The following is a 23,453-nucleotide window of genomic DNA, read 5'->3' as shown; positions in this document are numbered from 1 at the left end:
GAGATCAGCAGGCTGGTCACCACGCAGGCGAAAATGCCGGCAGCTTCCATGCCCCGCCGGCTGGCCCATGCCGAGATCGCCAGCCCGGCAAGGCCAACGACGATCGCCAGCGTCAGCCAGAGCCACTGGGTCTGTAGCACCCCGGGCAAGTGCGCGAGCACGCCGCGCATCGATTGGTTGAAGGGTGCGGCGCCCGGTGTCATCATCCGCCCGACGTCCAGCACCAGCCCACCCAGCCAGCGGGCCGACGGGCCCGGCAACACGAGAAAGCCAACGAGCACCGTGGCCACGAAGGTCGCCGCGGCTACGAGGGCGGCGCGAATCCGGCCGGTGACCAGAAAGTAGACGATGAAGATGAGCGGGATCAGCTTGATCCCCGCCGCGATCCCGATGCCGATGCCCTGAGAGCGGCCGGGCCGGCGGGCCAGGTCGGCGAGGACCAGGAGCATGAGTAGCACGTTGATCTGACCGACGCTGAAATTGAGCAGCACCGGGGCCATGGGCAGTGCGGCCGCCATGGCCAGGACGGCGAACCTCGCTCGCCGCACCCGCGACTCCGGGTCCACCAGCCCGAGGGCGATCCAGATCGCGGCCTCGAGCGCGAGCACGTTGACGAAGGTCCACACGGCGAACGCGAAGTGGACGTTCAGCAGTCCCAGCGGGGCGAGCACCAGCGCGGCGAAGGGCGGGTACGTGAACGGATAGCCCTCTATGGTCGCGACGTCGTAGGGAGAGACTCCGCTCAGCACGGCCGAGGCGCCCATGTGGTAAACCCTGAAATCGGGTTCGAGCAGCCAGATCGGGTCGCGTTGCATGATGCCGAAGACCACGACCGCCGTCACGGCCGCCGCGATCGCGACCGCGGCGATCACGACTCCGGTCGAGAGGCGATTCGGTGCCGTCACGGGATGTTCGGAGACAGCTGTCGTGATCATGTCAACGATTCCTTACGGTGCTGGACGGCGGGTGTGGACCTGGCCGCGGCGGGAAGACCCAGGTGGTCAGCAGGACGAACCGCCCGAGGGTGCCGATGCCGGACGAGGCCAGGAGCACCACGAGCTCGGCCCATCGGGGTGGACGGTCGGCCACGGTGTGCAGCACGAGCAGCGCGCCGGAGGTCACCCCGCAGTACAAGCCGAACACCACGAAGGCCTGCGCGTGTTCGAGTGCGGGCGACCGGGACCGGTCCCGAAAGGTGAACCGCCGGTTGGCCTCCGCATTGAACAGGGTGCTCAACGTCACCGCGAGCAGGTTGGCGACCAGCGGCGGCCACCAGGTGCGAAAGACGGTGTAGAGGGTCAGCGTGATCACGGCGGCCACGAATCCGACCACGCAGAACATCACCAGGTGGCGCAGGCGCGACACGTCCCGTTCGGGTGGCACGGCATCGGGCTGGGTCGGCGTGGGCTCGGGCCGCGGCGGCTTTTCGGCTATGTCCACGTCGTCCACCCAGTCCATTGGGAACCTCGAGCACCCGCTTGGCGCGGCGAACCGTGCGCGCCCCCGCGCGCCGGTCGCGAGCCGATGGCGATGTCCGAACGGCCGGCGGCGAGCGAGCCGCCAGCGGAATCAACGTGTCCAGTCCGGTGCACACGGAGGATCGTGTCCCGAATGGACAGTGCGCCGCGCGGGCGATCTCGGGGACGCATCCGGGTGGGCGGCTTCTTCGCTGGGCCAAGGCTGTCGCGCGGGTAGTCGCCTATCCATTCGCCACTCCTCACCGAGGCCCAACAGGATCATAAGACCGCGTGACGGCGGCGATGTTCTCCGAAAATGCTCAAGAGCCCACCTCTCCGCCGCCGAGCCGGGCGCCGCGATGGGATCTTCCTCGACACCACGCGCTCCCCCTCCGGGGTCGTCGGCACATGGGTCTCCACAGCGGAGCAGACGGGGTCATCGGTGCCCCCGGCGGGAGTCGAACCCGCTTCTCCGGCTTCGGACGCCGGTGTCCTTTCCGTTGGACCACAGGGGTGTCGCCATGGTCGGGCGCCCGCGAGTCGAACGCGGTGTCTTCCGCTCCCGAAGCGGATGGGTTGCCGTCTCCCTCGCACCCGGTGGCACACGCTGCCCTACCAGGACTCGAACCTGGGACCTCGCCGGTCGTAGCGGCGCGCTCTGTCCAGCTGAGCTACAGGGCATGGTGTCCGCCCGGCCGCGCCTCGGGGCAGCGACGAGGCGGACGGAATGTCTGCTCCGCTGTGGAGTTGTCAACCAGCAAAACGCACCGGAAAAGGCGCGCGAAAAGCACCGGCGCAATTGCCGACGCCGATATGAAAGGCATGCGAAATGGAAGAGCCGCCCGGATCGGTCTCCCGATGGGCGGCTCCCTGGTCGTGACCTATGCGCTGGTCACGGCGGGGAGCCCGCGCTGCCGAACGGCCGCTCGGCGGGGTGCTGCCACGAGCACACGGCAGCGAGCACAACGCCGTGTCGGCGGTGCGCCTGTCGCCTCCACCTGCCCGTCATGACAATCCCTTCGTCGTCGTTCGAATCAATCATGTCGCACGGCCGGCGCACCGTCAATCATTTATCGCCAATTCGGGGAAATGCCCGGTGTGTGGGCGGACCACATGGCCGGCCCCACCGGGGTGGTGGGCCGCCACCTTGCCGACCGGCCGCCGATTGGCGACGATCCGGTTCCCAACGTCGCGCCCGCGGAGGTGGCCGTGCCCGCCAACCCGTCCCACGTCCGCGTCCCCGTCACCGGCGGCGACCTGACCGTCGCGGTCTGGGGTGACCTCGCGGCCGGGCCGCCGGTGCTGGCCATCCACGGGATCACCGCGTCGAGCATGGCGTGGGTCGAGGTTGCGGGCCGTCTGGAACGGCCGGTCGTGGCACCTGACCTGCGCGGGCGCGGGGGCAGCGGCGGCCTGCCGGGGCCGTACGGGATGGCCGCGCACGCCGAGGACTGTGTCGCCGTCCTCGACGCGCTCGGCGTCGACGCGGCCACGGTCGTGGGGCACTCGATGGGCGGGTTCGTCGCCTCCGTGCTCACCCACCGCCACCCCGACCGCGTCGCGCGGCTCGTGCTCGTCGACGGCGGCGCGCCGCTGGCCCCGGTCGACGACCCCGACGAAGGTCTCGGCCCCGCGGCGCGGCGGCTGCGGATGCGGTTTCCCAGCAAGGAGTCCTACCGCGACTTCTGGCGCGCCCACCCGGCGTTCGCCGACTGGTCCCCGGCCATCGAGGCCTATGTGGACTACGACCTGACCGGTGCGGGCGACCAGCTGCGCAGCCGCGTCTCCGAGGAGGCCATGCGCAGCGACTTCGCCGACCTGCACACCGGCGCGGCCGGCCGCGCGGCGTTCGCGGCGCTGCCCGCCGGCACCCCGTTCCTGCGCGCCGAGCGCGGGATGTTCGACGAACCGACCCCGCTCTACCCCGACCCCGACCAGCTCGCCGGGCTCGCGGTCAAGACCATCCCCGGCACCAACCACTACACGATCCTGTTCGGCGACGCCGGCGCGGCGGCGGTCGTCGCCGAGCTCGCCTGACTCCACGAGTCTCAACGAGGAGACCGCATGCGCAGACATCTCGCGGCCGCGCTGACCGTCGTCACGGTCGCCGCCGGCCTGCTGGTCCCGGCCGGCCCGGTCGCGGCCGACCCGGCCTACCTGACCAAGGAGGCGACGTACTCGACTGTCGCGAATGGATGGTCCGGTGTGGACCGCTACCGCGACACCACGGCCGGCTTCCACGACGAGCAGTACCCGCCGGACGGCCGCGGCGACCAGGACGGGCAGCGGCGCACGTTCTTCGGCGACGTGGCCAGGCCGTCGTCGTCGCGGTTCCTGCTGTACTCGGCACCCGGCTGGAACACCGGCAGCAAGCCCACGCCCGTGCTGCTCGTGCACGGCGCCAACGACAACCCCGACCGCGCCTGGGCCAACCCGAACGAGTCCGGCGGCTTCGGCTGCGGCTCGTCGACGTGCCCGTCGACCGGGCTGATGCAGTACCTCAGCTCGCGCGGGCACCGGGTGTTCGCGATCGGCTTCGCGCACAAGCAGGGCGACAACCTCCAGCAGGCGCAACAGGTCGGCGACGCGATCGCGATCATCAAGTCGCGGCTCGGGGTCGGCTCGGTCGACGTGGTCGGCTGGAGCAAGGGCATGATGTCGGCGCGGATGTACGTGGCGTCGGTCAAGCCGTCGTGGGGCCGGTCCTACGCGGGCGACGTCCGCCGGCTCGTCACGCTCGGTGGCCCCAACGGCGGCTACGACTACCCGTTCGCGCACGGCTGGGCGCACGACTTCTCGATCTGGCCCGAGTGCGGCGGGGCGGTCAACGCGCCGAGCCCGCACACGCGGATGACCTGCTACGGGACCTACACCTACCACCCGGAGCTGTCGATCACGCCGGCCGGCGGCTACGACGCCTACCCCGGCCAGCGGCAGATGCTTGCCCGGTGGGACGGCACGTTCGGGGTGAACACGTCCACACAGGACTGGTACACGACCTACTACGGCGGGCAGGGCGTCTACACCGACGGCCCGGGCATCCAGGCCGCGATCAACGCCGGCTCGCTCATCGCGCGGATCCAGGCCGCGCCGACGCCGGCGAGCGTGCCGGTGTACCTCCTCGCCGGCGGCTCGCCGTCGATCGTGGGCATCTGGAACGAGACCCGCGGCCCGAGCGACGGCGTGGTGTTCGTCGCGAGCGCGCTGGACACGACCGGCGTCACCACGGTCGGCGCGACCACCCTGGTGTCGTCGGCGAACCATCTCCAACTCGGCTGGGCGACCACGGTCATGTCGACCGTGGCGGGCTGGCTGTCCTGAAAGGACCGACCATGGCGCAGCTGCTCACCGGGATCACCGCCCGCACCGTGGCGACCGACCGGCTCACGGTGAACGTCCTCGAGATCGGCGGGCGGTCCGGCACGCCCGTGGTGTTCGTGCACGGCAACGTGTCGTCGAGCCTGTTCTGGCAGCAGGCGATGCTCGACCTGCCGCCGGCGTACCGCCCGCTGGCGGTGGACCTCCGCGGCTTCGGCGACACCGACCCGCTGCCCGTCGACGCCACCCGGGGCGTGCGGGACTACTCGGACGATGTCGCCGGGGTGGTCGAGGCCCTCGGGCTGGGGCCGGTGCACCTGGTCGGCTGGAGCATGGGTGGCGGGGTGGTGCTGCAGCTGCTGCGTGACTTCGCCGGGTCGGTGCGCACGGTGACGCTGATGAACCCCGTGTCGCCGTACGGGTTCGGCGGCACCCGGGGTGTCGACGGCGAGCTGCTGGACGAGGCGGGCACGGGCGCCGGCGGCGGCGCGGCGAACCCGGACTTCGTGCGGCTGCTGCGCGAGGGCGACCGGTCGGCGGACTCGCCGCTGTCGCCGCGGCAGGTGATGCTGTCGTTCTACGTGAAGCCGCCGTTCAAGCCCTCGTTGGCGGACGTCTTCGTCGAGTCGATGCTGAGCACCCGCATCGGCGATGACCATTATCCCGGCGACATGGTGCCGTCTTCCGGTTGGCCGGGCGTCGCGCCGGGCGGGCGGGGCGTGCTGAACACGATGGCCCCGACGCATTTTCGCCTCGACGACCTGCACACGATCACGCCGAAGCCGCCGATCCGCTGGATCCGCGGGGCGGACGACCAGATCGTGTCCGACACGTCGGTGTTCGACCTGGCGAACCTCGGCGCGCTGGGCGCCCTGCCGGACTGGCCGGGCGCGCGGACCCACCCGCCGCAGCCGATGATCGCCCAGACCCGCGCGGTGCTGGACCGCTACGCGGCGGAGGGCGGCACCTACGACGAGGTCGTGATCGACGACGCCGGGCACAGCCCGCACCTGGAGAAGCCGGCGGAGTTCAACACGGCACTGCGCGAGATCCTGGCGAAGGGCTAGCGCCCAGAAGAGCGTGCCGCACGACCCTTATCGGGTGGCGCCGATGCCGGTGACGGAGCGGACCTCGAGCTCGTCGGAGCGCGGGCCGTCCGCGCGGTCGCGGCCGAGCATCGTGCCGAGGTAGCCGAGCAGGAACGACAGCGGGATCGACACGATGCCGGGGTTGTTGAGCGGGAACAGGTGGAAGTCGGCGCCCTTGACGATCGACGTGCTGGCGCCGGAGAACACCGGCGAGAACACGATCAGCAGCAGGCACGAGCCGAGCCCGCCGTAGATCGAGAGCAGCGAGCCGGTGTTGTTGAACCGCCGCCAGAACAGCGTGTAGAGGATCGTCGGCAGGTTCGCGGACGCGGCCAGCGCGAACGCGAGCGCCACCAGCGACGCGATGTTCTGCCCGATCGCGAGGATGCCGCCGGCGATCGACAGGCAGCCGATCACCACCGCGGTCGTCCGCGCCACCCGCACCTCGGCACCCGCCTTCGGCCGGCCGTGCTTGACGACGGTGGCGTAGACGTCGTGCGCGAACGACGCGGACGCGGTGAGCGTGAGGCCGGCGACCACCGCCAGGATCGTCGTGAACGCCACCGCGGCCACGATCGCCAGCAGCACCGTGCCGCCGATGGCGAACGCCAGCAGCGGCACCGCCGAGTTCGCCCCGCCCGGCGCGGACAGGATCGCGTCGGACCCGACGATCGCGCTCGCGCCGTAGCCGAGGACCAGCGTGGACAGGTAGAACGCCACCATCGCCCAGGTGGCCGACACGACCGACCGGCGCGCCTGGTAGGCGTCGGGCACCGTGTAGAAGCGCATCAGCACGTGCGGCAGCGCGCCCGTGCCGAGCACGAGCGCGAGGGCCAGCGACACGAAGTCGAGCTTGGTCGTGCCCGTCTTCCCGTACTGGGCGCCGGGCTGGAGCACCGCGTCGCCGAGCGCGTTGTTGCTGGCCGCCCGGTCGAGCAGGGTGGTGAGGTTGAAGCCGAACTTGCCGATGATGAACACGCTCATCAGGACCACGCAGACGAGCAGCAGGGTGGCCTTGATGATCTGCACCCAGGTGGTGCCCTTCATGCCGCCGACCAGCACGTAGAAGATCATGATCGCGCCGACGCCGATGATCACCAGTGCCTGGCCGCCGGTGGACCGAATGTCCAGTAGCAATGCGACGAGCACGCCCGCGCCGGCCATCTGCGCGAGCAGGTAGAACGCGGAGATCACGAGGGTCGCGTTCGCGGCCGCCGCCCGCACCGGTCGCTGCCGCATCCGGAAGCTCACCACGTCACCCATCGTGAACCGGCCGACGTTGCGGAACCGCTCGGCGATCAGCAGCAGCGGGATCAGCCAGGCGACGAGAAACCCGATCGAGAAGAGAAAGCCGTCATAACCCTGTATCGCGATCGCGCCGGCGACCCCGAGAAAGGACGCGGCGGAAAGGTAGTCACCGGACAGCGCCACACCGTTCTGCCCGCCGGAAAAGGCGCCGCCGGCCGCGTAGTAGTCGGCCGCCGACGTATTCCTGCTGCTGACCCGGTAAACGACGAACAACGTGACCGCGACGATGACGAGGAAGATGCTGACATTGAGCACCGGCTCACCCGTCGCCGAGGCGGCGAGCGTCAGCCCGGAATCCGAGGCAAAGGTCATGATCGCGGCGCACCCGCCCGCGCACGCAGGGCCGCCACCTGCGGATCGATCGTTCGGCGCATGAAACGCGTGTACCGCAGCATGATCACGACCGTGGTGACGAACTGGGACAGGCCGAGCACGAGCCCGACGGTCACGCTGCCGAACAGCTGGTGGCCCATGAGCTCCGGCACGTACGCCGCCAGCAGCACGTAGGTCAGGTACCAGCAGAAGAACCCCGCCGCGGCCGGGAACACGAACCGGACCAGGCGCCGGCGGACGGCGACGAACTCCGGTGAATCACGGATCGCGGCGAAGTCCGGGTTGCCCCAGTCGGCGCCGGCCTCGTCGCCCCGACCCGGCTCGAACGCGGTGTGGGTCTCAATTTCGGGTGCGCGCGCAAAGGACGACATCCCGGTCATCACAGCTCCCGTTCGCGACGAATTCGAGGGCGCCGGTCGGGCGGCCGGCAGGCGCAGCGTCGAAGCGTAGCCATCGTCGCGTCGGAGTCAAGGGACCCATTGGTTCGAAAGAAACCGGATCTTGCGATATCAGGCGATCTGTTCGCCACTCCCGGGTGCGCAACGGAGCGTGCTCATCCGGTGGCGTAATCGGCTCTTGTACACACTGTCACCGCGTCCCTAAGTTTACTAGGCACAATTGTCGTGCCGGCCCGTCACGGCGGGAGGAGCTCGCGTGAGGTGCATCTCGTGAACGCGATCGGCGGGGCTTTCGTCGACTCGGCCGGCTCTCGCGGCGCGTGGTGGTCCACCGCGGTGCAATGGCGTAACTGGCCGCTGCTCGTCAAGCTGAGCGTGGTGCTGGTGGTTCCCGTCGTCGGCGCCCTGGTGCTCGGCGTCCTGCGGGTGCAGGCCGACGTCGCGCTGGCCGGCTCCTATGCCGGCATCGAGCGCATCGCCAACGTACGCGTGCAGCTCGTCGGCGTCCTTTCGTCCATTCAGGACGAACGCAACGAGGCGATGCGCCGGCGCCCGGACCTGAAGCGGCCCGCCGCGGTCACCGACTCGACGCTCACCACGGCGAACGGGCTGATCCGGCAGACGCCGAACCTGGGCGACAACGCCACCCAGCGCTACCGCAACCTGATCGGCGCGCTGGACCTGCTGCCCTACGCGCGCGGTCAGGTGGCCGCCGGCGCCGACGGGCTCGTCGTGCTCAGCTCCTACGACGCGGTGACCAACGCGGTGCTCGAGTTCGACCGCGCGCTCGTCGGCCGGTTCCCCGACGAGGACCTGACCAGCAGCTCGATCGCGCTCAACGAGCTGCAGGCGGCCCGCGAGCAGGTGAGCCTGCAGCAGGCGCTCGGCCTGCTCGCCATGCGGGACAACGCGCTGTCGGAGTCCGAGCGGCAGCTGATGATCGAGGCGGATGTCCGGCTGGAAGACAACGTCAGCGACTTCCGCGCGGTGGCCCCGCGCCCGCTGCTCGACCGCTACGAGAACACCGTGACCGGACCGGACGTCGCCCAGCGGCGGTTGCTCGTACTCGCCGCCCGCACCCCCGGCCCTGCGCCGGGGTTCACCCTCGACGAGTGGAACGCGACGTCCAACGCCACCACCGCGCTCTACGCCGACGTCACCGGGCAGGGCGCGGCCAAGCTGCGGGCCGACTCGGCCCGGCTGGCCGACTCCGCGGGCAACCGCGCGGGCGTGGCTTCGGTGCTGCTGCTCACGATGGTGCTGCTCGCGGCCGGCGTCGGCGGCGTGCTCGGCCGGTACCTGCTGCGCTCGGTCAGCCTGCTGCGCCGCACGGCGCTGGACGTGGCGACCAACCGGCTGCCGGCCGCGGTGGCGAGCATCCGGGCGGGTGCGGCGGCGCGGGTCGCGATCGACCCGGTTCCCTTGCACACCACCGAGGAGTTCGGCCAGCTGGCGCGCGCGTTCGACGCGGTCCACGGCCAGGCGGTGCGCTCGGCGGCCGAGGAGGCGGGCCTGCGCAGCAACCTCAGCAGCATCTTCCTGAACCTGTCCCGGCGCAGCCAAGGCCTGGTGGAGCGGCAGCTGCGGCTGATGGAGCAGCTGGAGCAGAAGACCGACGACCCCGACCAGCTGGGTGACCTGTTCAAGATCGACCACCTCGCTACCCGGATGCGGCGCAACAACGAGAACCTGATGGTGCTGTCCGGCACGGTGCTGGGCCGCCGGTTCACCGAGCCGCTGCCGGTGGCCGACGTGCTGCGCGCGGCGGTCTCCGAGGTGGAGCACTACGAGCGCGCGGTCATCCGCTCCGCGCCCAACGCCAGGATCATCGGCTACGCGGCCGGCGACCTGATCCGGTCGGTGTCCGAGCTGATCGAGAACGCGACCGCGTTCTCCCCGCCCGACAGCGAGGTCGTCATCACGAGCCGGCTGCTCGACCACGGCGCCGTGCTGATCGACATCCTGGATCTGGGCGTCGGGATGGGCGAGGCGGAGCTGACCGAGGCCAACCACCGGGTCGCCGCGGGTGGCGGGGTGGACGTGCCGATCTCCCGGCAGATGGGGTTGTTCGTCGTGGGCCGGCTGACGAGCCGGCACAGCATGCGGGTGCGGCTGATGGTGCGCGACGAGGGTGGGCTGTGCGCGTCGATCCTGGTGCCGGCCGACCTGGTCGTGCCCGAGGGCGCGGCCGTGCCCCCGCCACGCGAGCCGGCGGTCGCCCCGGGCTCGCCGGTGGAGCCGGCCGGCGTGGCCGTGCGGCTGGAGTCCGCGGGGATCTTCGTGCGGCTGCCCGTGCTCCCCGCGGCCAGCACACCCGCGTCGATCCTGTTCGCCGCGCACACGCCGGCCGACGGCGAGGCCACCCCCATGCCCGCGACCCAGGTGCCGAGCGGGTTCACCTGGCTGCAGCGGCCCGCGGCGGCCGCCCGGCACGCCGCGGTGGCGCCACCCCCGGTGCTCGACTCGGTGGCCGGTCCGACCGGGCTGCCGAAGCGGGTGCCGAAGGGCCAGCTGCTCGCGACCCCCGTCCAGGAGCCCGGGCCGGCACCGGCGGTCCGCCGGGATGCCGCAAAAACACGGGGGTTCCTGAGCAACTTTCAGGCGGGAATTCGCGATGGGGAGAGCAGGAAGGGGAACTCGAGCCCATGACGGTCGCGAGCAAGTCCGACGGCACCCACCCGGTGGGGCGGTTCGGCTGGCTGATCAACAACTTCGCCGACAGCGTCCCGGGAGTGGCCCACGCGATCGTGGTGTCCGTCGACGGGCTGCTGCTCACCTCCTCGTCCCGGCTCCCCCTCGACCGGGCCACCCAGATGTCCGCGATCGCCGCCGGCATCGTCTCGCTCAACCTCGGTGCCGCGAAGTGCCTCGGCGCCGACGAGGTCGTCCGCGCGGTCGTGGAGATGGACCACGGCGCGCTGCTGCTCACGTCCATCAAGGACGGCTCGTGCCTGGCCGTGCTGGCGTCGTGGGACTGTGACATCTCGCAGGTGGCGTACGAGATGACGGTGCTCGTGGACCAGGTCGGGCAGCTCCTCACCCCGCAGCTGCGAGCCGCGCTGGCCGCGAGCTGAGCCGGCGTGGTGGCCATGGGTGTCGACGACGGTCCCGAGCCCGCGGAGCTGACCTACGCCGACGTGCTCAACGGGATCACCCGCGGCGGCCGGCCGCCGCCGCGCCCGCCCGACCCCCAGCCGCTGCCGTATGTGAGCGGCCGGCCGCTGCCGCCGCCGGCCGACACCCCGAGCGAGGAGGTCGCGTCGGCCGTCCGCGCGTACGCCTGGACCGCCGGCCGGACCCGGTCGAGCTGGCAGTTCGAGATCGAGACGCTGGTGTCGACCACCGCGCGCGCCGAGGACCGGCTGGACACGCTGCGCAGCGAGCACCAGGTGGTGGCCCGCCTGTGCCGCCGGTCGATGTCGGTGGCGGAGATCGGCGCCCTGATGTCCCTGCCGATCGGCGTGGTGCGCGTCCTGCTGGACGACATGGCGGGCCTCGGGCTCATCGACGTGCACCGCACGCCGACCGGGCCGGGCGACCGGCCGGGCCTGGAGCTGCTGGACCGCGTCCGCCGCGGCCTGACGAACCTCCGCGGCTGACGCCCCGGGCGGCTGTCCCGCGCATTCCAGGGGCCGGCGCCGTCGGCATCAGCCGGGTCGGCCCGCCTGCCGGGCCACGGTGACCAGGTGGAGGTACCGGTTGCTGTTCGGGTGGTACAGCAGCGACATGGCGATCGCGGACAGCACCATCGCGGCGATGTCCAGCAACGCGTAGGCGAAGCCGTACGGGTTCGAGTCGCGGAAGCCCAGCCAGCAGTACGGCAGCAGGAACAGGGCGGTCACCGCGAGCGCGATCGTCGTCATGAGCCGGCCCGCCTGCCTGCCCTTCACGGCGCCGAACGACCCGAACACCACGAAGAACATCGCCAGGACCACCACGCCGACGGTCGTCGAGTCGTAGAGGTAGCCCGCGACCGGTACCCACAACACCACGACGACGATCAACAGGGCGCGCGCGACACCTACCTCGGGCGGCCGGCCCGCGCGGATCTCCTCGACACTGGACACCACGACCTCCTCAGGCACGCGAGTAGTGTCCGGCGATCCGGCCGGGACCCCTCCCAGGGGGAGGGCTTGGATCCTGACCTGCGAACGCGCCGCCTCCACCCGGGTCTCCCACAACCGGCTCCCCGGCATCGTCGTCACGGCAGGCGAGGCTCCAGGAGCCGCGCCACGTCCAGGGGCCGGCCGCCGGGGGTGCCGCCGCCTTCCGCGGTCCACACCTCGGACAGCACCGAGCCGACGAAGCCCCACGCCACCGCGCGGTCGAGCGGGATGCCCAGGCCGTCGGCCAGTTGCTCGAGCCGCGCGGGGACGAGTGCGAGCAGGCCGTCGTCGCGGTGGCGGGGATCCGGGTTGTACAGCAGCGGGGCGAGCTCGTAGCCGGGGTCGCCGATGACGCCGTGCGGGTCGATCGCCAGCCACGGCTCGCGGCCGGCGCGCAGGATGTTGCCGTGGTGCAGGTCGCCGTGCAGGACCACGCGCGCGGGCGCGGTCGCGCACAGCTCGTCGAAGAGCCGGTCCGCCCGGTCCACCAGCCGGCGCGGCAGGAGGGGGTGCTCGCGCGGGAGCCGCCGGAAGGCGCCGCCGTAGCGGACCAGGTCCGGCAGCGGCCCGCCGGCGGCTGGCTCGACGTGCAGCCGGCGCAGGATCCCGACGGCGACGGCCGTGGCCTCCTCGTCGCGCGCCGGGACCAGGTCGCGCAGCATCGTGCCGGGGTGGGCGCGTTCCAGCAGCAGCGCGCCGCGGCCGGCGTCGCGGTCGAGCAGGCGGACGGCGCCGGCGCCGGCGAAGCTGGTGAGCGCGGCCGCCTCCTCGGCGAGGTGCTCGGACGAGGGCACGCCGAGCTTGAGCACCGCCGGGGAGCCGTCCGCCCGGCGGACCGCGGCCACCCAGTTGAAGCTCAGCACGTACGGCGCCTCGACCACCAGCGACCACGCGTCGACGACCGCGTCGAGCAGCCCCGGCAGCTCACCCAGCCAGCGCTCCCCCGCGGCGCCCCAGGACTCCAGCACGTTGCGCCGCAACGCGGGCGGCACGTCTACATGCGACACGAGGGACATTCTGCCCGGTGGTGGCCGAGTGTCCGGCCGACGGGCACGGCGGCCGGGTCGGCCAGGGAGGCTAGGACGAGGACTTGTTCAGCCAGGCGTCCACCTTGTCGCGGTTGTCCTTGACCCACTTCTGGGCCGCGTCCTCCGGGGTCATCTTGTCGACCGCGATGTACTTGGCCACCAGGTTCTGGTCGTCGTTGGTCCACTTGAAGTTCTTCACCAGGTCCCACGCGGGGCCGCCGGCGTCGGCGAACTTCTTGCTCGCGATCTTGTCCAGGTCGTAGGGCGGGTAGTCGCAGGCGACCTTCTCCGCGTCCGCGTCACAGCCCGGCTTGTACGGCGGCAGGTCGACCTTCTTCAGCCGGACCTCCAGCAGGAACCACTGCGGCTCGTAGAAATAGCCCAGCATCGGCTTGCGGTCCTTCTCCGCCTGCCGGAACGACTGGATCAGCGCGGCCTCGGAACCCGCGTACACCACCTTGAAGTTGAGCCCGAGGTTCTTCACCAGCGCCGCGTCGTTGGTGACGAACGACGGGTCGCCGTCGAGCAGCTGGCCCTGGTTGCCGGACTCCGAGGTCTTGAACAGCTCCGCGTACTTGTCGAGGTTCTTGTAGTCGGTGATGTCCGGGTACTGCTCGACCATCCACGGCGGCACGTACCAGCCGATGGTCCCCGTGTTGCCCGTCGAGCCCACGCGCACGGCGGTCTTCTGGTTGTCGATGTACTTCTTCTTCAGATCGTCGTGGCCCCAGTTCTCCAGCACGACATCCACCTCGCCGGTGCCGAAGCCCTGCCAGGCGACCTCCTCCTTGAGGTCCTTCTTCGTCACGTTGCAGCCGAGATCGGTCGCCGCCACGTACGCCACCACGGCCGCGTCCGCCTCGTAGCCGACCCACGGGTTGATCGCGATGTTGAAGTCGCCGCAGTTCTTGCCGCCACCACCGCCGCCACTCGAGCTGTCGCCCACCTTCGCGCCACTGCACGCGGCGAGGGTGAGAGCGGCCACGGCGAGCAGCACCGTCCCACGCACCTTCGTAGTCATCGTGACCGTCCTCCTCCTCGGGTTGAGCTCGCGGTCCGGCGGGCCGCGGCCTGCGTGATTCGGTCGAGCATGATGCCGAGCAGCACGATCGCCAGCCCGGCCGCGAGCCCCTTGCCGTAGAGCTGCCCCTGGGAGAACCCCGCGACGACGTCGTAGCCCAGCGCGCCGGCCCCGACCAGCCCGCCGACCACGACCATCGACAGCACGTAGATCAGGCCCTGGTTCGTCGCCAGCGTCAGGGAGCGCGACGCCATCGGCAGCTGCACCTTCGCGATCGTCTGCCAGGTCCCCGCGCCCGCCGCGGTCGCCGCCTCGACGGTCGTCGCCGACACGCCGCGGATGCCGTCCGCGACGATCTTGATGACCACCGGCGCGGCGAACACGACGGCCGCCACGATCGCCGAGAACCGGGACGCGCCGAACAACGCGACGAACGGCACCAGGTACACGAACGCCGGCATCGTCTGCCCCGCGTCCAGCAGCGGCCGCAGCACCCGGTCCACCCGCCGGCTGCGGCCCATCCAGACCCCCAGCAGCACCCCGATCACGATCACCACGACCGTGGCCAGGATCGTCGAGGCCAGCGTGGTCATCGCGTCGCCCCACACGCCGGTGCCGATCAGCAGGCCGAGGCACACCGCCGACACGATGGCCGCGCGCGGCCCGCCCAGCACGTAGGCGAGCGCGATCACCACGGCGCACATCAGCCACCACGGCGACTCGGTGAGCAGCGACTCGAACGGGTTGAGCACCGAGGTGGTGACGGCGTTGCGCAACCCGTTGGTGAGCACCGAGAAGTTGTCCTGCACCCACAGCGTCACCTGCTCGGCCGCCCGGGTGATCCGCGGCCCGATGTCGGCCTCGGCGGGGAACCGCGCCGCCCAGACGTAGGTGTAGGACAGGTACGCGCAGACGAGCGCGACGACGCCGCCGCCGATCAACAGCGGCCTGCGCAGCCGGGACGGGCCGCGCGCGTGCCGCAGCTGCTCCCCGGCGCGCGCGCCGGCCGCCGTGGTCACCCGGTCCAGCACCACCGCCATGACCACGATCGCGAGGCCCGCGTTGAACGCGGTGCCGACGTCGAGCGACTGCAGGGCCTTGACCACCGTCTGGCCGAGGCCGGGCGCGTCGATCAGCGCGGCGATCGTCACCATGGCGAGCGCGGCCATGATCGTCTGGTTGATGCCCAGCACGATCGTGCGCTTCGCCATCGGCAGCAACACCTTCCTCAGCGTCTGCCACCGGGTGGCGCCGAGCGAGTCGGCCGCCTCGACGCTGGCCCCGGGCACCGAGGCGATGGCGTGCGCGGTGATCCGCACGGCCGGCGGCATCGCGTAGATCAGCGTCGCGATCGTCGCCGACGCCGGGCCGATGAGGAAGAACAGCGTCAGCGGCGCGAGGTAGACGAACGTGGGCATGGTCTGCATGAAGTCGAGCACCGGCGTGATCACCCGGCCGACCCGCGGCGAGAGCCCCGCCCAGATGCCGAGCGGGATGCCGATGAGCAGCGCGATGAGCACGGCCGCGGCGGTGAGCGCCAGCGTGTCCATGCTCTCCTGCCACAGCCCCTGCAGGCCGAAGAACACGAACCCGACCACGGCGAGGAGCGCGACCCGGACGTTGCCGGACAGCCAGGAGACGTAGCCGGCGATCGCGACCACGCCGAGCCAGCCGATCAGCGGCACGCCGCGGCCGGGCACCGGCTGGGAGATCAGGTACTGGATGCCGGTGACGAGGTTGTCGACGGCGAGCCGGATCTCGTTGAAGAAGTAGAGGAACACCGGGTTGCTGTTGCGGCTGGCGCCGATGGTGTCGTTGAGGTCGTTGAACCAGCGGTGCAGCGGGGTGAGCGCGGACTGGGCGAGGTCGAGGGTGTCCCGGCCGCGGAAGACGAGCCAGAGCACCAGCCAGCCGAGGAGGATCCCGGCCACCAGCATCCACCGGCCCACCGGCCGGCGCGGCGGGAGGTCGGTCAGCCGCACCGGTTCCCGGGTGGGCGGTGCGATGACGGCGGTCATGACGCGGTCTCCTGCGCGGCGATGACCGCCAGGATCTCCTCGTCGCCCACGATGCCGAGCAGTTCCCCGTTCTCCACCACCTTGACCGGCCGCTCGGCGGCGAGCACCGCGCGGGTCGCCTCCTGCACCACGACGTCCGGCGCGAACTCGGGGCCGTCGAGCGGGTCGTCGGCGCGGGGCTCACGCATGATCCAGCGCAGGGTGAGCACGTGCGCGCGGGACACGTCGCGGACGAAGTCGGAGACGTAGCCGTCGACGGGTGCGCCGACGAGCTCGTCGCCGGTGCCGATCTGGACCATGTCGCCGTCGCGCATGATGAGGATGCGGTCGCCGAGCTTGAGCGCCTCGGACAGGTCGTGGGTGATGAACACCATCGTCTTGCCGACCTCGTTGTGCAGCCGGATGACCTCCTGCTGCATGTCCCGCCGGATCAGCGGGTCGAGCGCGGAGAACGGCTCGTCGAACAGCAGCACGTCCGGGTCGACGGCGAGCGCGCGGGCGAGGCCGACCCGCTGCTGCATGCCGCCGGAGAGCTGGTCGGGGTAGGAGCGCTCGTAGCCGGCGAGGCCGACGAGCTCGATCACCTCGCCGGCGCGGCGGCGGCGGTCGGCCTTGCCGATGCCGCGGATCTCCAGTCCGAACGCGACGTTCTCGATGACGCTGCGGTGCGGGAGCAGGCCGAAGTGCTGGAACACCATGGCGAACTTGCGCCGGCGCAGCTCACGCAGCCGCTTCTGGTCCGCGGCCCGGATGTCCTCGCCCTCGAACGTCACCTCGCCGGCGGTCGGCTCGATCAGCCGGGTGAGGCAGCGCACGAGCGTGGACTTCCCCGAGCCGGACAGGCCCATCACGACGAACACCTCGCCGGGCGCGACGTCGAAGGTGACCTCGCGGACCGCGGCCGTGCAGCCGGTTCTGCTCAGCAGCTCGCGGCGCGACAGCGAGGTCAGCCCGGGGTCGCCGACAACTCGCTCGGCCTTGGGGCCGAACACCTTCCACAGGTCGCGGACCGAGATCACCGGATCGGCGTTGGTCGTCACGGCCGGCCCCTTTCGGACTGTAGCGATGGTTCGCGCGCCAACCTCAAGCGTGGAACCAGAACTGCGGCTTCGGATCGATGGTGTGCCAGATGTGCTTGGTCTCGCGGTACTCGCCGAGCCCGGACGGGCCGAGCTCACGGCCGAGGCCGGACCGGCCGTACCCGCCCCACTCGGCCTGCGGGACGTACGGGTGGTAGTCGTTGATCCATACGGTGCCGTGCCGCAGTCTTCCCGCGACGCGCTGTGCTTTTCCCGCGTCCTGGGTCCACACCGCGCCGGCGAGGCCGTAGGTGGTGTCGTTGGCGATGCGCACCGCGTCGTCCTCGCCGGTGAACCGCTCGACGGTGAGCACCGGGCCGAAGGACTCCTCGTGCACCACGGTCATGCCCTGGTGGCACTCGTCCAGAACCGTTGGCAGGTAGTAGAAGCCCTTGCCCAGCGCCGGATCGCCGGGTGGCCTGCCGCCGCAGCGCAGCACCGCGCCCTCCGCGACCCCGGTGTCCACATAGGCCGACACCTTGTCCCGGTGCGCCGCGGAGATCAGCGGGCCTGTCTCGGCGTCCACATCGAACGGTCCGCCGAGCCGGATGTCCCGCGCGCGCCGGACGACCTCGTCGACCACCTCGTCGTGGACCGCGTCCTCGACCACGAGCCGCGCGCCGGCCGAGCAGACCTGGCCGGAGTGCAGGAACACCGCGGTCAGCGCGAAGTCGATCGCGGTGGGCAGGTCGGCGTCGGCGAACACCACATTGGGGTTCTTGCCCCCGAGCTCCAGCGCGACCTTCTTCACCGTCCCCGCGGCGGCGGCCATGACCTGCCGGCCGGTCGCGAGGCCACCGGTGAACGACACGAGGTCGACGGCGTCGTGCTCGGCCAGCGGCGCGCCCGCCTCGGGACCGGCGCCCAGCACGAGGTTGGCCACGCCGGCCGGCAGGCCCGCCTCCTCGAGCAGGCGCATGAGCAGGATCGCGGTGGACGGGGTGAGCTCGCTGGGCTTGAGGACGAACGTGTTGCCGGCCGCGAGCGCGGGCGCGACCTTCCAGGACGTCTGCAGCAGCGGGTAGTTCCACGGCGTGATGAGCCCGCACACGCCGACCGGCTCGTGCACCACGCGGCTCTGCGCGTCGGCCCGGCCGGTGTCGACCACGCGGCCGGCGTCGGTGCCCGCGATGCCGCCGTAGTAACGGAAGCAGGCCGCGACGTCGGCGATGTCGTACTCGCTCTCGACGAGCCGCTTGCCGGTGTCGAGCGACTCCGCGCGGGCGAGGTCCTTGGCGTCGCGCTCGAGGAGGCCGGCGACGCGCAGCAGCAGCGCGCCCCGCTGCCCGGCCGGCGTGCCCGGCCAGTCACCGGCGTCGAAGGCTTGGCGCGCCGCGAGAATCGCCGCCGCCGTGTCGGCGGCGGTGGCCTCCGCGACGGTCGCGACGAGGCTGCCGTCGGCGGGGCAACGGATGTCCCGCCGACCGCCGCCGGCCGGCTCCCGCCACTCGCCCCCGATGTACAGCTCCGCCATGCGAACTGTCCTCACGATCGTCGTGGCGTTGCGTATCGTGCACGCTAGTGCTTAATGGGGAAACCCTTGTCTACCGCGCGAGCAACGTCAAGAGTGTTGTTCACCTTGGTATCGATAGAACTCGACGGCTGCCGGAGGTAACGGTGTGTCACCGAGAATCAGGTCCGCGGCCTTCTCGGCGACCATCATGACCGGTGCGTAGATGTTGCCGTTGGTGACGTAGGGCAACACCGAGGCGTCCACGACCCGCAGGTTCGCCAGCCCGTGCACGCCCATCGAGCCGGGGTCGACGACCGCGTCCGGGCCCACGCCCAGCTTCGCCGTGCACGACGGGTGCAGCGCGGTCTCGCCCTCGCGCGCGACCCAGTCGAGGATCTCCTCGTCGGTCCGGACCGCCGGGCCCGGCGAGATCTCGCCGCCGTTGAACGGCGCGAGCGCGGGCTGGTCGAGCAGGTCCCGGGTGACGTGCACGGCCTCGACCCACTCGCGCCGGTCCTGGTCGGTGGTCAGGTAGTTGAACCGCAGCGCCGGGTGCTCGCGCGGGTCCGTGCTGGTGATCTTCACCGAGCCCCGCGCGTCGGAGTACATCGGACCGACGTGCACCTGGTAGCCGTGCCCGCCGGCCGGGGCGGAGCCGTCGTAGCGCACGGCGATCGGGAGGAAGTGGAACATCAGGTTGGGGTAGGCGACCTCGGCGTTGCCGCGCGCGAAGCCCCCGCCCTCGAAGTGGTTGGTCGCACCCGGCCCGCTGCGCAGGAACAGCCACTTGGCGCCGATCCACGGGCGGTGCCGCCACTTCAGGTAGGGCTGCATCGACACCGGCTGGGTGCAGGCGTACTGGATGTAGACCTCGAGGTGGTCCTGCAGGTTCTCGCCGACGCCGGGCAGGTCCGCGACGACGTCGACGCCCAGCGCCCGCAGCTCGCCCGCATTGCCCACACCGGACAGTTGCAGCAGCTGGGGCGTGTTGATGGCGCCGCCGCAGAGGATGACCTCGCCGGCCTCGACGCGGCGGCCCCGGCCGTACTCGACGCCGGTCGCGCGGTCCCCGGCGAAGAGGATCCGGGTGACCATGGCCCGGGTGACGACGTCGAGGTTGGGGCGGCGGCGGGCCGGGCGCAGGTAGGCCTTCGACGCGGACCAGCGCCGTCCTCTGTGGACGTTGCGGTCGAACGGCGCGAAGCCCTCCTGGCGGAACCCGTTGACGTCGTCGGTGAGCGGGTAGCCGGCCTGCTGCACCGCCTCGAAGAACGCGGCGAACAGGGGGTTGGTGGCCGGCCCGCGCTCGAGCACGAGCGGGCCGCCGTGCCCGCGGAACTCGTCGTCGGCCGCCGCGGCCGTGCAGTCCTCCATGCGGGAGAAGTAGGGCAGGCAGTGCGCGTAGTCCCACGCCGCCATGCCCGGGTCGGCCGCCCAGCGCTCGTAGTCCATCGGGTTGCCGCGCTGGAAGATCATCCCGTTGATGCTGCTGGAGCCACCGAGGACCTTGCCGCGCGCGTGGTAGATGCGCCGCCCGTGCATGGCCGGCTCGGGCTCGGAGGAATAGCGCCAGTCGTAGAACCGGCTGCCGATCGGGAAGGTGAGCGCCGCGGGCATGTGGATGAAGACGTCCCACGGATAGTCGGGCCGCCCCGCCTCGAGCACCAGCACCCGGTTCGCGGGGTCGGCGGAGAGCCGGTTCGCGAGCACGGAGCCGGCCGAGCCGCCCCCGACGATGACGAAGTCGTACCGCCCGGAAGTCATCCGAGGATGGTACGACAGGTTGCGCGATACGCACGCTGTTGCGCAGTGTCATCTAGGGTGAGCCCGTGGCCGGCGACGAGGTCCTCGAGGGCGGCACCACCCCGGGGTCGTGCGGGTCGGCGACACGGTGCGCCGGCCACCGCACGACCGGTCGCCGTACGTGCACGCGGTGCTGCGGCACCTGGCGGCGGCCGGCTTCGACGGCGCGCCGCGGTTCCTCGGCACCGACGCGCGGGGGCGCGCCATACTGTCCTATGTGGACGGCACGGTGACCGCCGACGCGGCGGCGCTGTCCGACCTCCAGGTGGCCGGCGCGGGCCGGCTGGTCCGCGGCTTCCACGACGCCACCGCGGGCACCGGGCTGGCCGGCGGCGAGGAGGTCGTGCTGCACGGCGACCTCGGCCCGCACAACACGGTCTTCGCCGGCGAGCGGGCGGTCGCGCTGATCGACTGGGACGACGGCGTGGCGCCGGGCCCGCGGGTGCGCGACGTCGGTCACGCGGTCTGGTGCTTCGCCGACATCGGCGCGTCCGGCGGCCCGCTCGCCGTTCAGGCCCACCGCGCCCGGGTGTTCCTCGACGCCTACGGCTGGCCCGACCCGGCCGAGGTGGTCGACGAGATCGCCGCGCGGTTCCGCCGGGCCCGCGCCGACCACCTGGCGCACGACCGGGCGGACGCGGCGGCGATCTTCGCCGGCTACGTCGGCTGGATGGAGCGCCACGCCCCCACGCTCACGACGCTCATGGCAGCAGCGCCTCCCAGGTGAGCCGCCCGACCAGGCCGTCGTCCTCGAGGCCGCGGCTGGCCTGGAACGCCTTCACCGCGGCGTCGGTGATCGGGCCGAAGTCGCCGTCCACCCGGCCGGGCTGGAAGTGGCGGTAGATCAGCAGCTCCTGCAGGTAGCGGATCTCGCCGGCGTCCTCGTGGCCGCGGCGCAGGACCGCGCGACCGGTCGCCGGGCCGCCCTCGACGTACTCGCGGACCTGGCGCTTGACGCTGCCGCCGGTGGCGCCCGCGTCGGCCTCGCGGGGCGCGTCGACGCCGGCCGGCACGGGTGAGGTGCCGAAGGTCTGCTCGTACCAGTGGATCGCGGCGTCGGTCTTGGTGTTGGACTGGAGGATCGGGTCCTTGGCGGCCTGGTTGGCGATGTCGAGGTTGAGCTCGGTGCGCGTGTTGATCGCGGCGCCGTCCAGGTCGTAGAGGCCGGCCAGCAGGCGGGCGATGGTCCACCACTGCTCGGCGTGCCTGGACTCGTGGTAGATGGTGTCCATGTTCTCCGACGCGTTGCCGGCCTCCTGCGCCTGGACGTAGAGGTCGCGGTTGACGGTCACCGACCACGGGCGCCAGTCGAACACGGCCCAGTTGGTCCCGGCGTCGCCGAACCGGATCGGGACGTGCGGCACGCCGGCGGCGGCGAGCTGCTCGTTGGCCGACTCGGCGAGCCGGGCCAGCTGCTGGTCGGGGTCCATCGAGCTGTGCGCGGTGCCGTAGGTGTCGTCGACGTAGTCCTCGACGCTCTCCTCGGACCGCAACCCGTCGAGGTCGCCGAACTGCGCCTCGAGCGCGGCCCACGTGTTGACGTCGCAGACGCCCGGCGGGTCGCCGATCATGTGGTCGCTCTGGTAGGAGACGAGCGCGGCCTCGGTGACCGGCCCGAAGTCCCCGTCGATCTGGCCGACGGGGTAGTGGAGGTCGCGCAGCATCCGCTGGAGCAACCGCACGTCGTTGTTGTCGAAGTCGCCCTGCCGAACCGCTGGTCTGGGCATGCCGCTCCCCTTTCGTCGGGTTTGCCCAACGATGCGGTCGGCGCCCGGTTCAGGTCCGCCCCGAAGGGGCAGCGTTAGGGGCGCAGGCGCGGGTACTCGGTGGCCGACCGGGTGTGGGCCAGGACGGCGCGGACCGCGGCGGTCGTGGCCGCGGGTAGCTTGCGGACCATGAGCGAACCGTCGCCGTGGGGTGGACCGCCGATCTACCTCGACTTCAACGCCACCACGCCGATCGACCCGCGGGTGGCGCAGGCCTGCCTGCCCTACCTCACCGAGCACTTCGGCAACCCCTCCAGCGGCCACCTCTACGGCCGCGCCGCGCACGACGCCGTCGCCGCCGCGCGGGCCAAGGTCGCGGGGCTGCTCGGCGCCGCACCGGAGGAGATCGTGTTCACCGGCGGCGGCTCGGACGGCGACACGCTGGCCGTGCGCGGCGCCGCGCTGGCGAACCCGGGCGACCACGTCATCACCCAGGTGACCGAGCACCCGGCCGTCCTCGCGGTGTGCGACAGCCTCGTGCGGCTGCACGGCTACCGCGTCACCCGCCTGCCCGTCGACGAGCACGGCCTGGTGAACCCGGCCGACCTCGACGCCGCACTCGACGACCGCACCGTGCTCGTGTCGATCATGCACGCCAACAACGAGACCGGCACCGTGCAGCCCATCCGCGCGCTCGCGGCGCTCGCCCACGCCCGCGGCGCCCTGTTCCACACCGACGCCTCCCAGTCCGCCGGCAAGCTGGCACTGTCCACAGCGGACCTCGGGGTCGACCTGCTGACGATCACCGGGCACAAGATGTACGCGCCCAAGGGCGTCGGCGCGCTGTACGTCCGCGCGGGCCTCGCGCTGGAGCCGTCGACCTACGGCGGCGGGCAGGAGCGCGGGCTGCGGGCCGGCACGGAGAACGTCGCCCTCATCGTCGCGCTCGGCGAGGCCGCCCGGATCGCCCGGGACGTGCCCGACCTCCGGCCACTGCGCGACCTGCTGCACCGGCGCCTCGAGGAGGCCCTGCCCGGCCGGGTCCACCTCAACGGCCACCCGACCGAGCGCCTGCCCAACACCCTGAACGTGAGCATCGACGGCCTCCCCGGCGACGAGCTCCTCGCCGCCACACCGGGCGTCGCCGCGTCCACGGGCTCGGCCTGCCACGAGGGCGTGACCGAGCCGTCCCCCGTCCTCACCGCGATGGGCATCCCGCCGGAGCGCGCCCGCTGCGCCCTACGCCTGACCCTGGGCCGCACGACGACGGCGGAGGAGGTGGCGCGGGCCGCCCGCGAGCTGATGTCGCACAGCCCCGCCCTCTCGTAACGCGGCAG

Annotated in this window: 20 protein-coding genes and 3 tRNA genes; 8 read left to right on the top strand and 15 right to left on the bottom strand. The window is 71.8% G+C overall.

What is annotated here, in order from left to right:
• From VGD70_RS23295 to VGD70_RS23275, 5 genes are all read right to left on the bottom strand, one after another.
• Nucleotides 1-935: glycosyltransferase 87 family protein (locus tag VGD70_RS23295; protein WP_331084733.1), on the bottom strand; the 935-nt coding region annotated here is incomplete at its 3' end.
• A gap of 1 nt (nucleotide 936) precedes the next feature.
• Complete coding sequence (locus VGD70_RS23290; RefSeq protein WP_331084732.1) at nucleotides 937-1,458, bottom strand: GtrA family protein; 522 nt, start codon at nucleotides 1,456-1,458, stop codon at nucleotides 937-939.
• Between the two features lie 442 nt (nucleotides 1,459-1,900).
• Nucleotides 1,901-1,971: transfer RNA gene (locus tag VGD70_RS23285), tRNA-Arg, on the bottom strand.
• Between the two features lie 8 nt (nucleotides 1,972-1,979).
• Nucleotides 1,980-2,054 (bottom strand) — tRNA-Pro (locus VGD70_RS23280).
• 10 nt (nucleotides 2,055-2,064) lie between these two features.
• Nucleotides 2,065-2,138: transfer RNA gene (locus tag VGD70_RS23275), tRNA-Arg, on the bottom strand.
• 408 nt (nucleotides 2,139-2,546) lie between these two features.
• On the opposite strand from VGD70_RS23275, the gene VGD70_RS23270 reads away from it, so the two are divergent.
• The 3 genes from VGD70_RS23270 to VGD70_RS23260 are packed head-to-tail and all read left to right on the top strand — an operon-like array spanning nucleotide 2,547 to nucleotide 5,842.
• Nucleotides 2,547-3,494 carry an alpha/beta hydrolase gene (locus VGD70_RS23270; RefSeq protein ID WP_331084730.1) on the top strand — a complete coding sequence of 316 codons (948 nt, stop codon included), beginning with the start codon at nucleotides 2,547-2,549 and terminating at the stop codon, nucleotides 3,492-3,494.
• Nucleotides 3,495-3,521: 27 nt separating this feature from the next.
• On the top strand, nucleotides 3,522-4,778 hold the full coding sequence (locus VGD70_RS23265) for a lipase (RefSeq protein WP_331084728.1): 1,257 nt from the start codon (nucleotides 3,522-3,524) through the stop codon (nucleotides 4,776-4,778).
• 11 nt (nucleotides 4,779-4,789) lie between these two features.
• Nucleotides 4,790-5,842, top strand: a complete 1,053-nt coding sequence (locus VGD70_RS23260) for an alpha/beta hydrolase (protein ID WP_331084726.1) — start codon at nucleotides 4,790-4,792, stop codon at nucleotides 5,840-5,842.
• A gap of 27 nt (nucleotides 5,843-5,869) precedes the next feature.
• On the opposite strand, the gene VGD70_RS23255 is transcribed toward VGD70_RS23260, so the two are convergent.
• Together VGD70_RS23255 and VGD70_RS23250 are read right to left on the bottom strand one after the other, a co-directional pair.
• The gene (locus VGD70_RS23255) at nucleotides 5,870-7,483 is read right to left on the bottom strand and encodes a cation acetate symporter (RefSeq protein ID WP_331084724.1); all 1,614 of its coding nucleotides are present in this window, start codon (nucleotides 7,481-7,483) and stop codon (nucleotides 5,870-5,872) included.
• Entirely contained in the window at nucleotides 7,480-7,875 is a 396-nt protein-coding gene (locus VGD70_RS23250) for a DUF485 domain-containing protein (protein ID WP_331084722.1), read from the bottom strand. Before VGD70_RS23250 ends, VGD70_RS23255 begins: the two co-directional genes overlap by 4 nt.
• Before the next feature lie 297 nt (nucleotides 7,876-8,172).
• Between VGD70_RS23250 and VGD70_RS23245 the strand changes: the two genes are divergently transcribed.
• From VGD70_RS23245 to VGD70_RS23235, 3 genes are read left to right on the top strand one after another with little or no spacing between them, the layout of a single operon-like run.
• Nucleotides 8,173-10,551 (top strand): nitrate- and nitrite sensing domain-containing protein, encoded by a 2,379-nt coding sequence (locus VGD70_RS23245; RefSeq protein WP_331084720.1) that lies wholly within the window; start codon nucleotides 8,173-8,175, stop codon nucleotides 10,549-10,551.
• Nucleotides 10,548-10,976, top strand: coding sequence for a roadblock/LC7 domain-containing protein (locus VGD70_RS23240; protein WP_331084718.1), 429 nt, complete (start codon nucleotides 10,548-10,550; stop codon nucleotides 10,974-10,976). The genes VGD70_RS23245 and VGD70_RS23240 overlap by 4 nt, the downstream gene beginning before the upstream one ends.
• A gap of 15 nt (nucleotides 10,977-10,991) precedes the next feature.
• Nucleotides 10,992-11,501 (top strand): DUF742 domain-containing protein, encoded by a 510-nt coding sequence (locus tag VGD70_RS23235; RefSeq protein ID WP_331084716.1) that lies wholly within the window; start codon nucleotides 10,992-10,994, stop codon nucleotides 11,499-11,501.
• Nucleotides 11,502-11,549: 48 nt separating this feature from the next.
• Here VGD70_RS23235 and VGD70_RS23230 read toward each other — a convergent pair whose 3' ends face one another.
• The 7 genes from VGD70_RS23230 to betA all read right to left on the bottom strand — a co-directional run bounded on the left by VGD70_RS23230 (nucleotide 11,550) and on the right by betA (nucleotide 20,371).
• Nucleotides 11,550-11,987: a hypothetical protein gene (locus VGD70_RS23230; RefSeq protein WP_331084714.1), complete on the bottom strand. Its 438-nt coding sequence runs from the start codon at nucleotides 11,985-11,987 to the stop codon at nucleotides 11,550-11,552.
• Between the two features lie 116 nt (nucleotides 11,988-12,103).
• Nucleotides 12,104-13,015, bottom strand: coding sequence for an aminoglycoside phosphotransferase family protein (locus tag VGD70_RS23225; RefSeq protein WP_331084712.1), 912 nt, complete (start codon nucleotides 13,013-13,015; stop codon nucleotides 12,104-12,106).
• Nucleotides 13,016-13,085: 70 nt separating this feature from the next.
• Nucleotides 13,086-14,057 carry an ABC transporter substrate-binding protein gene (locus VGD70_RS23220; protein ID WP_331084710.1) on the bottom strand — a complete coding sequence of 324 codons (972 nt, stop codon included), beginning with the start codon at nucleotides 14,055-14,057 and terminating at the stop codon, nucleotides 13,086-13,088.
• The gene (locus VGD70_RS23215; protein WP_331084708.1) at nucleotides 14,054-16,075 is read right to left on the bottom strand and encodes an ABC transporter permease subunit; all 2,022 of its coding nucleotides are present in this window, start codon (nucleotides 16,073-16,075) and stop codon (nucleotides 14,054-14,056) included. Before VGD70_RS23215 ends, VGD70_RS23220 begins: the two co-directional genes overlap by 4 nt.
• Complete coding sequence (locus tag VGD70_RS23210; RefSeq protein ID WP_331084706.1) at nucleotides 16,072-17,115, bottom strand: betaine/proline/choline family ABC transporter ATP-binding protein; 1,044 nt, start codon at nucleotides 17,113-17,115, stop codon at nucleotides 16,072-16,074. Before VGD70_RS23210 ends, VGD70_RS23215 begins: the two co-directional genes overlap by 4 nt.
• A gap of 43 nt (nucleotides 17,116-17,158) precedes the next feature.
• Entirely contained in the window at nucleotides 17,159-18,628 is a 1,470-nt protein-coding gene (locus VGD70_RS23205) for an aldehyde dehydrogenase family protein (RefSeq protein WP_331084704.1), read from the bottom strand.
• Between the two features lie 87 nt (nucleotides 18,629-18,715).
• Complete coding sequence (gene betA / locus VGD70_RS23200) at nucleotides 18,716-20,371, bottom strand: choline dehydrogenase (protein WP_331084702.1); 1,656 nt, start codon at nucleotides 20,369-20,371, stop codon at nucleotides 18,716-18,718.
• Nucleotides 20,372-20,480: 109 nt separating this feature from the next.
• On the opposite strand from betA, the gene VGD70_RS23195 reads away from it, so the two are divergent.
• Complete coding sequence (locus VGD70_RS23195) at nucleotides 20,481-21,137, top strand: phosphotransferase (protein ID WP_331084700.1); 657 nt, start codon at nucleotides 20,481-20,483, stop codon at nucleotides 21,135-21,137.
• Here VGD70_RS23195 and VGD70_RS23190 read toward each other — a convergent pair.
• Nucleotides 21,112-22,137 (bottom strand): peptidoglycan-binding domain-containing protein, encoded by a 1,026-nt coding sequence (locus VGD70_RS23190; RefSeq protein ID WP_331084698.1) that lies wholly within the window; start codon nucleotides 22,135-22,137, stop codon nucleotides 21,112-21,114. The genes VGD70_RS23195 and VGD70_RS23190 overlap by 26 nt on opposite strands.
• A gap of 168 nt (nucleotides 22,138-22,305) precedes the next feature.
• Between VGD70_RS23190 and VGD70_RS23185 the strand changes: the two genes are divergently transcribed.
• On the top strand, nucleotides 22,306-23,445 hold the full coding sequence (locus tag VGD70_RS23185) for a cysteine desulfurase family protein (protein ID WP_331084696.1): 1,140 nt from the start codon (nucleotides 22,306-22,308) through the stop codon (nucleotides 23,443-23,445).
• The last annotated feature ends 8 nt before the right edge of the window (nucleotides 23,446-23,453 follow it).

This window comes from Actinophytocola sp., from assembly GCF_036402745.1.
Taxonomy (GTDB): domain Bacteria; phylum Actinomycetota; class Actinomycetes; order Mycobacteriales; family Pseudonocardiaceae; genus Actinophytocola.
This window is presented reverse-complemented; position numbering and strand designations above follow the sequence as displayed.